Origin of the sequence: Hungatella effluvii (assembly GCF_003201875.1) — a bacterium.
GTDB lineage: Bacteria > Bacillota > Clostridia > Lachnospirales > Lachnospiraceae > Hungatella > Hungatella effluvii.
Window position 1 is genome coordinate 215,449 of record NZ_QJKD01000002.1, and the last position, 12,524, is coordinate 227,972.

Here is a 12,524-nt window from a genome sequence, read left to right on the forward strand (position 1 = left end):
TATGCCGCGAATTCAGATTCAAATGCTTAAGGGACGAACAGCAGAGCAAAAACGGCGACTTGCTAAAGGTGTAACAGAAGCGGCGTCGGAAGCTCTTGGAATATCACAGGAGCGCATTTCACTCATTATGCTGGAGGTGGAGGAAGATCAACTGGCACACGGTGGCCTGTTATGGTGCGACAGAGAGGTGAAGCCTCCGATTTAATGACGGAGATAATTTTAAGCCCTCATAACAGGAACTGATATGCTGGTGGAAGGAGGAAATAAGCCGGGCTCATGATTGAGTACCGGTTTTTCCTTTTTTATGGGGAGTGCAATTAAATTTGTCCGTTTCGGCTGGAATAATGACTCTGCCCTTGTGTTTCCACATGGAACAGGATATAATTTTTATATCGTATGTGGTGTGTAAGGAGGATTTCAATGCAGAAAAAGCCTTTGCCTGTAGGAATTGATGATTTCGAAAAGTTAATTAGAAATAATTACTACTATGTAGATAAAACTCTTTTTATCAAGGAACTGCTTGACAAAAAGGGGGAGGTAAATTTGTTTACCCGGCCGAGAAGGTTTGGCAAGACCTTAAATCAAAGCATGATCCGCTTCTTTTTTGAGAATACCGGAAGCCTGGAAGGAAATGAAGCGAATCAGGCCCTTTTCAAGGATATGCAGATCATGAAGCAGGGAGATCGTTATACGCAGGAGATGAGCAGTTATCCGGTTATCAGTCTGTCTCTTAAATCCTCTAAGCAGCCGGATTGGGAATTGGCCTATGGCTGTTTGAAGGAGGAGATAGGAAGAGAATACTTAAGACACCGGATTGTGCTTGATTCTTTGAAGGTACCAGAGCAGAAAAGAAGATATGAGGATATTATGAATCTGAGTGGAAGCCAGCAGGACTTTGCCACATCGATTCGCTTTCTTTCCGAGTGTCTGTATCAACACTGGGGGAGAAAAGTCATCATTCTGATTGATGAGTATGATGTACCGCTTGAAAATGCCTGGTTTTCAGGATTTTATGATAATATGATAGGATTTATCCGATCGGTGTTTGAATCTGCGCTTAAGACGAATCCCTGTCAGGAATTTTCTGTTGTTACAGGCTGTCTGAGAATTACAAAGGAATCTATATTTACAGGTTTGAATAATCTGGATATTATTTCAATATTAAGCCGCTCTTATGATGAGTACTTTGGTTTCACCCAACAGGAAGTTGACAGGATGCTGCGGTATTATAATCTTGACATGAAAAGAGAGCTGATTAAATCATGGTATGATGGGTACTTGTTCGGTGATGCAGAAGTTTATAATCCATGGAGTGTGACAAACTATATCAAAGCACTGACTGTTTTTACCGATGAACTGCCGACGCCATACTGGGCCAATACAAGCTCCAACAGCATTGTTCGCAGTCTGGTAGAACGGGCGGATATCTCTGTAAAGGAAGAACTGGAGATTCTGTTAGCCGGCGGAACGATAGAAAAACCTGTCCACGAAGAAATTACGTATGACAGCGTATACGATTCAGAGGATAACTTATGGAATTTTCTGTTTTTTACGGGGTATTTAAAACAGATATCCAGGAAGATGGAGAATGAAACCCAATACCTGACAATGGCGGTTCCAAATCTGGAAGTTAAGTATATTTTTAATAATACAATCACCAAATGGTTTCGCGATCAGATAAAAGTAAAAGATTTATCGCAAATGTATGCGGCCATGCTGGAAGGGGATGCCGATCAGTTTCAGGCAGAGCTATCCGGACTGCTTCAGGAGAGCATCAGCTATATGGATACCCAGGAAGTTGGTAAGTCCCCCTCACTTTCGTTCGGCGGAAAGTATTATCATGGTTTCATGATGGGTGTATTAAATAATCTAAGGGATTATCTGGTAAAGTCGAACCGTGAGAGTGGAAATGGGCGTCTGGATATACTGGTACGCAGCCACAATGTGTCAAAAACGCCAGTCATCATGGAACTGAAAGTATCCGAGACCTATAAAGGCATGGAAAATGCCTGTGACACAGCAATGCAGCAGATTGAAGAAAAAAAGTATGATTCCAGTCTGCCTGAGGAGGGATACACCGATGTTCTGCTCTATGGCATTGCATTCTTCAGGAAGCAGTGCAGAATTAAGGTACATCGCAAACAATTTTAAAAAGTGCCAGTTCAGACGGCGGGAAAATTATGATTGCGTAAAGACATATGGAACTGCAGTTTCGTTTTGCATAGGAAACTGCAGTTCCTGTTTTTTTAACAGATAATTCTCCCAATCTGCGCTCTATTTTAAAGCGTACTTCCGGCTTTCTGCTTGACGCACAGTGGAAAAAAAGATATACTTTCATTAACGTTAATGGAAAGGAAGTACATCATGAACAGAACCATATTTGGAGCAGCAGAAGGAGCGCAAGAAGTCAGCCTTTTTACACTGAAAAACAGAAACGGCATGGAGATCACCATGTCGGATTTAGGAGCTGTGCTGACCAGAGTTATCGTGCCGGACCAGGAGGGCCATCCGCGCGACGTAGTATTGGGATACGAAAGCCCGGAGGAGTACCGAAAGAATACGAATACATATTTCGGCTCAACAGTAGGGAGAAATGGTAACAGGCTGGAAGGCGCCGCAGTCACCCTGGAAGGGAAAGTCTATCATATGACGCCCAACGAAGGGGAGAACAATCTTCACAGCGGCCCTGACGGATATCAGATCCGTATGTGGGAAGTGAAGGAGACGGCAGAGGACAGGAATGAGGTTACGTTCGTCCTGGAGAGCCCCGACGGCGACCAGGGATTCCCGGGTAACTTAAAGCTGGAGGTCACCTATGCGCTGACCGATGAGAATGAGATCCGCATCACCTATAAAGGCGTGTCGGATGCAGAGACTGTATTTAACCCGACGAATCACAGCTACTTTAACTTAGGCGGCCACGACAGCGGCACGATTTTGAATCATGTACTGACTCTGATGGCAGATTCCTATACGCCGGTCAGAGATTCCGCCTCGATTCCCACCGGCGAGAAGGCGGATGTGACGGGGACTCCCATGGATTTCCGACAGGGGAAAGCGATTGGCCTCGATATCGATGCAGATTTTCAACAGCTACAGTATACCGGAGGATATGATCACAATTTCGTAATCAATCAGAATTCCGTCTCAGACGATACCACCACAGGTCTTTATAGAGCCGCTGTCGTTGTCTGTTCTGAGAGTGGGATTACCATGGAAGTGGATACGGACAGACCGGGTGTCCAGCTGTACGCAGGGAATTTCCTGAAAGAAGAGCCTGGAAAGGGCGGCGTGAAGTACGGAAAAAGATGTGGATTCTGCCTTGAGACCCAGTATTTTCCCAATGCAGCCAATGAACCGGCTTTTGCATCTCCCATCATAAAGGCCAATGAGCCGTGCGTGACGGAGACGGTATACCGCTTTAAAAGCCAGGGGCTTAAACAGGGCGGAGAAGGCAGATGAAGAAGAGAAGACCGGCCGTCACGTTAAAGGATATTGCTGCGAAGACCGGTTACAGCGTCAATACGGTTTCTAGGGCGCTGAGGGATAAAGACGATATCGCAGCCCCGACAAGAGAGATGATTCAGAAGACTGCGCAGGAAATGGGACATGTAAGCAACACGCTGGCGGCTTCCCTGCGTCTGGGATATACGAATACCATCGCAGTGATTTTAGGAGACATCTCCAATCCTCATTTTTCCATTATGATGAAGGAGATCGAGGGCTATGCGTGGAAAGCCGGATACACCTCCATTCTGTTTAACACCAATGAAAATGAGGAGCTGGAGCTGGCGGCGATACAGTCCGCTCTCAACAAAAATGTGGACGGTATTATCATCTGTCCGGCACAGAAGACACCGGACAACTTAACTTATTTAAAAGAGTCGGGCGTTCCCTTTGTGCTGATCGGGCGCCGTGACGAAGCATACAGCTACGTGGTCTGCAACGATGAACTGGGCGGGTATCAGGCGACGAAGGAATTACTCTCGGCCGGCCACCGGGATATTCTGCTCCTTCATGGAGCCACCTATATATCCAGCGCCAGGGAGCGTCTGGAGGGCTACTGCCGGGCGTTTCGCGAGGCGGGGGTTCCCGTGAATGAGCGGCTGATCCGCCAGGTTCCGGTGGTTTCCGACGGATGCGAGGCTGTTTTAAGGGACCTGGAGAACGAGGGACAGGAGTATACTGCGATCTTTGCCTTCAGTGACATGCTGGCCTGGGAGGCCTGGTGCTGTCTGTTAAAACGCGGCAAAATGGTGCCAAAAGACTGTTCCATCATTGGCTTCGACCATATTGAGTCGCGGTTAAAGCTGCCCCTGGGCCTGACCTCTGTCAGCTCCTATAAGGGCAGGATGTCCGCCATGGCCGCACAGATTCTGGTGGAACAGATACAGGGAAGTGCAGAGATCAGGCAGGCGGTGATCGATACAGCGATTGCGGCTGGCGGGACGGTCAGAAATAGAAACGAGTATAATTAGACGAGGACAAATAAATGGGGATTATGCATTCGGAATACAGAGACAGAATCAATCATTGGATCAGGACCCTGAAGGAAGATTTTTATACCCCGGCAGGTACGCTTGACTGGGAAGTATTTAAGACGATGGAGCAGCTGAGCTTCGAGGAGGCCGGCGAAAGAACGTATGAGAGGGTGGAACCCGGCTATACCTGGGGCGATACCTACGAATATGCGTGGTTCCGCACGAAACTCACGCTGCCGGAAGAGACTGCCGGAAAGAGAATTGTACTGAACTTATGTCCGGGCGGAGAATCTACGGTGTTTGTGAATGGTTCAGCGTTTGGCACGTACCGGGCTGACTGGGTGAAACAGCCCCACCATTTTCTGGTGGATAATACACTGACCCGGGAGGCGAAACCGGGAGACGTATTTGAGATCTGCATGGAGACATACGCCGGCCATTTCTACGCAGAAGCCCAGGACAGCGGCTGTTCCACCGGTCCGGTTCTTCCCGGACTTTACAGGGACGAGCTGGCTGAGGGAGCAAGAAGGACGCTGGGAGAAGGAACCTATGGAATCTGGGATGAAGACGCATACCAGCTTTTTATGGATGTGGAGACACTTTCCAGCCTGCTTAAGACCCTGGATGAGGATTCCCTGCGGGCGGCCAGAGTCGCGGAGGCGCTGGAACAATTCACACTGCTTGTGGATTTCGAGCAGGAAAAGGAGGCCAGGAGCCGGGATTACCGGAAAGCCCGTGCCATGCTGGAGCCGGTGCTTTCCGCTGTCAATGGCTCTACGATGCCGGTATTTTCCGCGATTGGAAACGCCCATCTCGATCTGGCATGGCTGTGGCCCATGGCGGAGACCTACCGGAAGACGGCCAGGACATTTGCGGCACAGCTGCGTCTGATGGAGGAGTATAAAGACTACAAATTTATCCAGAGCCAGCCGGCGTGTTATGAGATGTGCCGGAAATACTACCCGGAGCTGTTTGAGGAGATCCGAAAAGCAGTGAAAAACGGCCAATGGATCGCAGAAGGAGCCATGTGGGTGGAGCCGGATACGAATATGGCGGGCGGTGAGGCGCTGATCCGCCAGCTTCTGTACGGCAAGGCATACTATAAAGAAATGTTTGACGTGGACAGCAAGATGCTCTGGCTGCCGGATACCTTCGGCTACACTGCGGCGCTTCCGCAGATTCTGAGAAAATGCGGCGTCGATTATCTGGTCACCCAGAAGATATTCTGGTCCTACAACGAAGGCGAGCAGTTCCCCTACCACTATTTTTCATGGAGAGGAATGGACGGAAGCGAGATAGAAGCCTTCCTTCCTACCAACTACACGTATTATACGTCCCCGGAAGAGATGAACACCGTGTGGAAGAAACGGGCTCAGAAGCGGGATCTGGATACGTTTCTGATTCCGTTCGGCTACGGAGACGGGGGCGGCGGTCCGACCAGAGATCACATCGAGTTCATAGAGCGTCAGAAGGATTTAGAGGGCGGTGTCCGCATCGAGATGGAGAACCCGGTCGATTACTTTGAACGCATGGAGAGCCGGGGCGGCCCGGCCAATACGTATGTGGGAGAACTGTATTTTACGGCTCACCGCGGCACCTACACTTCACAGGCCGCTATCAAGAAATGGAACCGCAGAGCAGAACTCACCATGAGAGACTTAGAACTGTGGGCATCCGCCGCCGCATCCATGGCAGCAGGGCACGGCACAGAGAGCATTTCCGGGAACAATACGGAAAATGCCGCGGGCAGCGCTTACCAGTACCCCGCAGAGCAGACGGAACGCTTATGGAAGGAAACACTGCTGAACCAGTTCCATGATATTCTCCCCGGCTCCAGTATCCACCGGGTATACGAGGAAGCGGAACGGTCTCTTGGCCGCGTCTGTAAGGAAGCAGAAAAACTCTGTGGAGAAGCAGTTTCAAGCCTGATAAAAGAGGGCGATGGAATTACCGTGTTTAACTCCCTTTCCTTCCCGCGCATCTGTCTGATCGAAGTTCCGGAGGAGTACGAAAAAGGCTGCAGGACTCTGGAGGGTGAGGCAGTCCCTGTGTATACCGATGGAAAAACAGTTACCGCCAGAGTGGCAGTCCCGCCGATGGGCGCGGTTACGGTTGTTCCGTGCGAAAATGAAGAGACGATACCTGGAGCGATAAAAGAGACAGCGCCCGCGGCGGTGAAAGGGACCGGATCCGTTCCGGCCCCATCCTCAACTCTGGCCGTAGTCATACCACAGGGGGACGGCTTCGTGATGGAAAATGACCGGCTCCGGGTAACCGTTGCCTCCAACGCGGAGATCACCTCCTATGTGCTGAAGGAGAGCGGAAGAGAATTTGCCAGGACACCGATGAACCATTTCCGCCTGTTTAAAGACGTGCCGAGAAAATTCGACGCCTGGGATATCGATTCCAATTATGCGGAACAGGAAATCGGGGGCGCCTTCGATGTGCACGTAGAGATTGTCTGCGCCGCAGGCGCCAGAGCAGCTCTGAGGGCGGCAGGAAAGATTGGCAGTTCTTCGTTCAGCCAGGATATCACTCTGGCTGTGGGAGAAAGCAGGCTAGAATTTGCGACGGAAGTTGACTGGCGCGAACTGCACAGGCTGTTGAAGGTCAGCTTTCCTACCGTATTATACGGAGAGTATGGGATCAATGAGATGCAGTTTGGCTATGTGGAGCGCCCGATGCACCGGTCCAGGGCGTATGATAAAGACCGTTTCGAAGTGTGCAACCACCGGTACAGCGCCGTGTGCGACGGCGGCAATGGATTCGCTGTCTTAAATGACTGTAAGTACGGAATCAGTATGGAGGACGGAGCACTGGAGCTGACGCTTCTCCGCGCGGGAGCCTGCCCGGATATGCGGGCGGATAACCGGATTCATACCTTTACGTATGGAGCGGCGGCATGGAATGGAAGTATCCAGGAGAGCGATGTGGTCAGACAGGGGTATGAGATGAATGTAACACCTCTTGTCGTAATCGGAAGAACAGATACCTTCTCATTGGCAGAGACCGGATCAGACCACGTAGTGATCGAGGCCGTGAAGCTGGCAGAGGACGGAAGCGGAGATGTGGTTTTACGGCTTTATGAATGCAAGAAACGGATGGATTCGGCAGCTGTAAAGATCAATCTTCCGGTGAAATCCGCATGGCTGTGCGATATGCTGGAGAATAAGGAAGAGGAAGCAGCTGTGACGGACGGCGTCATCAATCTGGACTTCAAGGCATTTGAGATAAAAACAGTGAGAATTGCTTTAAAATAATGGAAACAGGAGGCATCTCATGACGATTCAACAGCTCCAGTACGTATTGGAAATCAGCAGGACAGGTTCCGTATCGAAGGCGGCAAAGACGCTCTACCTTTCCCAGCCCAACTTAAGTAACGCCATTAAGAACCTGGAAAATGAGCTTGGAATTACCATATTTGAACGGACACCCATGGGGATGCAGCTGACGGCCAGCGGGATGAAGCTGGCGAAAAAGGCCACCTCCATCATGGCGGATATTCAGGAGATTACCAGCGGGATAAGCCAGGAAGAGGACTGTCTGTTCCGGCTCGTATACCCCCGTTACGTGCCTGCCTTCGAGGCCTTCTGGGATTTGTGTACCGATTACCAGGAGATGGCTCATCTTCATTTTTCCTGTTATATCGGCGACGGGGAAAAACAGGTGGAGGCGCTCTACAGAAACCTCTGCGACCTGGTAATCTATCTTGAGACAGGATCATCCAGCTTTGCAAGGCTCTGTTCCGACCTCCACGTGAAATTTGTAAAGCTGAAGGATGTGTGCTTCTATGTGCAGCTGGCCGAAAACCATCCGCTGCTCCAGAAGCCGCATTTTGATATGGGAGAGCTGAAAAACTATCCCTATGTGGCGTTTTCGAATATCTATGAGAGAGATGCCAACTGGATGCCCTGGCAGGATATTGTTAATCCGAACCGGCTGATCTGCGTTCAGTCCACATCCTCCCGGGTATCGCTGGTCTCCAATTCCCTGGCGTTCAGCATCGTGCTGCCCCATTCGGAGGAGTATAACCGCGCCCATCACGTAGTCAGCATACCCTTTGACAACCGCCAGCTGGAACTGGGATACCTCTATCCCATGGACCGTGGTTTGAGCGATTACGCCAAAGAGTATCTGGAGTATTTTAAGAAGAGAATCAATTTTTAATTATAAAAACGCTGTGCAGAGACTGTCTGCCGGCGTTTTTGTTTTATAAAAAATCCAGCCTGTAATACAATGATTTTCAACATTATTCAATATCACCATATAGATTGTTTATATATCTCCATAAATGAATCATATTTCCTCCTGAACCCGAGTATCTGATAATATTAACTATAACAAATGCACAGAAGGAGAGGGGAAAATGGAAGAAAGACAATTAATTCATGACATCGTGGCAGAAAAGGCAGATATCATTGCCGGAATCAACCGGGCCGTGTGGGATTATGCGGAATTTGGTTATCAGGAAGATCAGAGTGCGGAGAAGATCAAGGCGGTTTTAAGACAGGAAGGCTTTGAGGTGGAAGAAGGGGTGGCGAAGATCCCTACCGCATTTGTGGGAAGATACGGAAGCGGTAAGCCTGTCATCGGAATTTTGGCCGAGTATGATGCTTTACCAGATTTAAGCCAGAAAGCCGGATGTGCGAAGCCATGTCCCATCGAAGGAAAAAAGTACGGACATGGATGCGGCCACAGCGCCCTGGGGGCAGGGGCCGCAGGGGCGGCGATTGCGGTGAAGGAGTATTTACAGAGGACCGGAGTGACGGGAACCGTGGAATTATACGGATGTCCGGCCGAGGAGACTGGATTCGGCAAGGCATTTATGGTAAAGGAGCACTGTTTTGACGGCATCGACGCGGCGTTCAGTTGGCATCCGATGGACGGCAACATGTCCATGTCGGTGAGAACGGTAGCCTATTATAAGGTCCGGTTCGATTTTAAAGGGACGACCGCCCACGCGGGAGCAGCTCCGGAGCTGGGGCGCAGCGCACTGGATGCCTGTGAGCTGATGAATGTGGGCGTGAATTACCTGCGGGAACACATTATTTCCGATGCCCGTGTGCACTATGCGTATTTAGACTGCGGCGGAGAGGCCCCCAACATTGTACCGGATCACGCCTCGCTTCTTTACTTTATCCGTGCTCCAAAGCTCGTTCAGAGCGGAGAGATCCTGGAGCGCATGAGAAAGATCGCGGAAGGCGCCGCGCTGATGACAGAGACGAAGGTAAGCATCAAGGTCCTGGGCGGCTTAAGCGACACCATTCCCAATCCGACGCTTTCCATGCTTTTATCCGATGCGTACTTAGAAACCGGCGCCCCGGATTTTGGGGAAGAGGAATTCGCCATTGCGAGAGACTTCCTGGCCGCCATGCCGCAGGAACAGAGAGAGCGGGTGGTGAAAAACGGAGCAAAGCAGAACGGAATCAGCGAGGAAGAATTTGCGCAGCGTCCTCTCAATACTTTTATTATGCCTTATACGCCTGCCATGAGAGACAAAGTGATGACCGGCTCCAGTGACGTGGGAGACGTGAGCTATCAGGTGCCGACCGCTCAGATCACGGCGGCGACGGGAATCCCGGAGACTGGCGCGCATACGTGGCAGATGACGGCGCAGGTGGGAACCTCCATCGGTGACAAGGCCAGCCAGGCGGTAGCGCGTGCGATTGCCCTGGCCTGTGCGAAGATCTATGGAAATCCGGAGATCCTTGATACCGCAAAGAAGGAACTGGAGGAGGAAACCGGCGGCGTATACCTTTCACCGATTCCCGAAGGAGTCCAGCCAGGAGAGATTTCCTAACCAGGAGAGAGTTCCTGACCGGGTGATGATCCCTACCATATAAAAAGGAGAAAAGAATCATGACATTTAACGAAATAATGAACAGTCCGCTTCTCTACGCGTTAGTCGGGGCGGGAATCGTATATATCCTGATATTCTGCATAATTACACTGAGAAAAGCATACCGTCACGGTCTGGAAATCGGCCTGACAAAAGAGAAACTGAAGACGGCTATTACCTCATCGGCCATCTATTCCATCGTCCCCTCCATTTCCATCGTCATCGGTCTGTTCAGTCTGGCGGCTGTTCTGGGGGTCCCGTGGTCATGGTTCCGCTTATCCGTGGTGGGCTCCGTTACGTATGAACTGATGGCGGCCGATATGGTAGCCACGGGAGCCGGCTATGAATCCATTGCTGCGCTTAACGCGGCGGGAGATGCCTCCATCGTCGGTACCGTCATGTTTGTTATGAGTATCTGTATTCTGGGTGGTATTGTCGGCGTCCTGATCTTTGGAAAACGGGTGCAGACCAGTCTGCAGAAGGCGAAAAACACACATGGAGCGATGGGCGCTCTCCTGACAGGCGTGCTGTCCCTGGCTATCATCGAAGCATTCCTTCCGATTCAGATCATGAAGGGACCGGTCTATCTGGCGGTAGTCGTCACCTCCTGCGTGATCGTCATGATACATATGGCTGTTATTAAGAAATTTAAGATTCTCTGGCTGCGAAATTTCGTCATGGCAGATACGCTTTTGCTGGGCATGGCATCGTCCCTTTTGTGGGTCAGGATACTTGGTTAATGGGGAAAAGGAAAGGAAGGTATTATCATGGATAAAAATTACGAGACAAGCATCCACCGGACCGGGCGCATCGGCGTTATCATAGCAATCGGATTTATGATGGGAATTCCTGCGGTCATATCCACGGTCTACGGCGTATGGCCGGAGAGCATCGGACAGATATTTGCAGTGGGAGGCGGACTGCTGGCGGTCTTTCTGCCCACAAACATTGCAGAGGTACTAAGCTACACGCCGATCCTGGGCTCCTCCGCGTACTTAACCTTTTTAACCGGTAATGTCATGAACTTAAAGATACCGGTGGTCATCAACGCCCAGGTGCTCACAGACACCTCGCAGGGCACAGATGAGGGAGACACGATTGCGACGATCGGCGTCGCGGTTTCCTCCATTGTTACCACACTGATTATTGTGCTGGGAGTTATTCTTCTGGTACCGCTCCGCCCGCTGCTTACGAGTCCGGCGGTTCAGACGGCGACTCAGTACCTGCTTCCTGCGCTGTTCGGCGGAATTCTTTTAAGCTTTGTCAATGACGACTGCGGAGAATACGAGGCAAAGGGAAAATCACTCACCATGATCTTTCCGCTGATTCTGGTGTTTGTTATCAATGCATTTTACCCGCTGGGGGGCAAAGAGGGATTCGTAGTGCTTTTGTGTATGGGTGTCACGGTTGTCTGTGCCATGGTGATGTATAAGACAGGGATCATCAAAATGACGCTGAAGAGCGAGTTAAAGGCCAGAAAGAAAAATTAATGGGAATGCAGGGAGATGAATAATACCCTGATTAAAAAAGATGAACGTCCACTCATTCAATTGAGCGGGTATTCATCTTTTTTGTCTATATTGTACAATTATTGCGCTGTTATCGTATATCCTTCACATAGACATCATATCTTCTGCGTGTTATGATAGGCTTAAATAAAAGGTAATACCTATTACCCATTACCTAATACTATTAAACAGGAGGATTCTATATGAGTTACCAGAGCCATGAATACTATTTAAGACGTGCAATTGAGATATCCAAGGAGGCCCGTGCTGCGGGCAACACACCCTTCGGAGCGCTTTTAGTGAACAAGGACGGAGACATTGTGATGGAGCAGGGGAATATCGAGATCACAGACAAAATCTGTACAGGTCATGCGGAAGCAACTCTGGCAGCGCGTGCATCCCATGAATTTACAAAGGATTTTCTCTGGGACTGCACCTTATATACCACAGCGGAACCATGCGCAATGTGTGCCGGCGCCATCTACTGGGCCAATATCGGCCGCGTAGTTTATGGCATGACCGAGCGCCGTTTGCTGGAGCTGACTGGCAGCAATGAGCAGAATCCCACCTTTGACCTTCCCTGCCGTGAAGTATTTTCCCGGGGACAAAAGGCAATTGAGGTGGTGGGACCTGTTCCGGAAGTGGAAGTAGATGCAGCCAAAGTTCATGAAGGCTATTGGGACTAGCAGGAGGACC

Annotated in this window: 10 protein-coding genes; all 10 read left to right on the plus strand. The window is 50.2% G+C overall.

Going from position 1 to position 12,524, the window contains the following annotated elements:
* Window position 1: 1 nt before the first annotated feature.
* Complete coding sequence (thmT, locus tag DFR60_RS04165) at window positions 2-205, plus strand: 2-hydroxymuconate tautomerase (protein ID WP_006774379.1); 204 nt, start codon at window positions 2-4, stop codon at window positions 203-205.
* 215 nt (window positions 206-420) lie between these two features.
* Window positions 421-2,151, plus strand: a complete 1,731-nt coding sequence (locus tag DFR60_RS04170; RefSeq protein WP_110321782.1) for an AAA family ATPase — start codon at window positions 421-423, stop codon at window positions 2,149-2,151.
* A 213-nt stretch (window positions 2,152-2,364) separates the two neighbouring features.
* A complete protein-coding gene (locus DFR60_RS04175) occupies window positions 2,365-3,462 on the plus strand; it encodes an aldose epimerase family protein (protein WP_110321783.1) in 1,098 nt (365 codons plus the stop codon).
* Window positions 3,459-4,478, plus strand: a complete 1,020-nt coding sequence (locus DFR60_RS04180) for a LacI family DNA-binding transcriptional regulator (RefSeq protein WP_110321784.1) — start codon at window positions 3,459-3,461, stop codon at window positions 4,476-4,478. Before DFR60_RS04175 ends, DFR60_RS04180 begins: the two co-directional genes overlap by 4 nt.
* A 14-nt stretch (window positions 4,479-4,492) precedes the next feature.
* A complete protein-coding gene (locus DFR60_RS04185) occupies window positions 4,493-7,741 on the plus strand; it encodes an alpha-mannosidase (RefSeq protein WP_110321785.1) in 3,249 nt (1,082 codons plus the stop codon).
* Window positions 7,742-7,760: 19 nt separating this feature from the next.
* Complete coding sequence (locus tag DFR60_RS04190) at window positions 7,761-8,648, plus strand: LysR family transcriptional regulator (RefSeq protein ID WP_110321786.1); 888 nt, start codon at window positions 7,761-7,763, stop codon at window positions 8,646-8,648.
* Window positions 8,649-8,847: 199 nt separating this feature from the next.
* Window positions 8,848-10,281: an amidohydrolase gene (locus tag DFR60_RS04195; protein WP_110321787.1), complete on the plus strand. Its 1,434-nt coding sequence runs from the start codon at window positions 8,848-8,850 to the stop codon at window positions 10,279-10,281.
* Between the two features lie 59 nt (window positions 10,282-10,340).
* A complete protein-coding gene (locus tag DFR60_RS04200) occupies window positions 10,341-11,060 on the plus strand; it encodes a DUF5058 family protein (protein WP_110321788.1) in 720 nt (239 codons plus the stop codon).
* A gap of 27 nt (window positions 11,061-11,087) precedes the next feature.
* Window positions 11,088-11,810, plus strand: a complete 723-nt coding sequence (locus DFR60_RS04205; RefSeq protein WP_110321789.1) for a hypothetical protein — start codon at window positions 11,088-11,090, stop codon at window positions 11,808-11,810.
* Window positions 11,811-12,031: 221 nt separating this feature from the next.
* Window positions 12,032-12,514, plus strand: a complete 483-nt coding sequence (locus DFR60_RS04210) for a nucleoside deaminase (RefSeq protein ID WP_110321790.1) — start codon at window positions 12,032-12,034, stop codon at window positions 12,512-12,514.
* Window positions 12,515-12,524 lie beyond the last annotated feature (10 nt).

Coding starts and splice junctions, on each gene's coding strand:
- thmT (WP_006774379.1), top strand. CDS start 2: ATGCCGCGAATTCAGATTCAAATGCTTAAGGGACGAACAGCAGAGCAA.
- DFR60_RS04200 (WP_110321788.1), top strand. CDS start 10,341: ATGACATTTAACGAAATAATGAACAGTCCGCTTCTCTACGCGTTAGTC.
- DFR60_RS04210 (WP_110321790.1), top strand. CDS start 12,032: ATGAGTTACCAGAGCCATGAATACTATTTAAGACGTGCAATTGAGATA.
- DFR60_RS04170 (WP_110321782.1), top strand. CDS start 421: ATGCAGAAAAAGCCTTTGCCTGTAGGAATTGATGATTTCGAAAAGTTA.
- DFR60_RS04175 (WP_110321783.1), top strand. CDS start 2,365: ATGAACAGAACCATATTTGGAGCAGCAGAAGGAGCGCAAGAAGTCAGC.
- DFR60_RS04185 (WP_110321785.1), top strand. CDS start 4,493: ATGGGGATTATGCATTCGGAATACAGAGACAGAATCAATCATTGGATC.
- DFR60_RS04180 (WP_110321784.1), top strand. CDS start 3,459: ATGAAGAAGAGAAGACCGGCCGTCACGTTAAAGGATATTGCTGCGAAG.
- DFR60_RS04205 (WP_110321789.1), top strand. CDS start 11,088: ATGGATAAAAATTACGAGACAAGCATCCACCGGACCGGGCGCATCGGC.
- DFR60_RS04190 (WP_110321786.1), top strand. CDS start 7,761: ATGACGATTCAACAGCTCCAGTACGTATTGGAAATCAGCAGGACAGGT.
- DFR60_RS04195 (WP_110321787.1), top strand. CDS start 8,848: ATGGAAGAAAGACAATTAATTCATGACATCGTGGCAGAAAAGGCAGAT.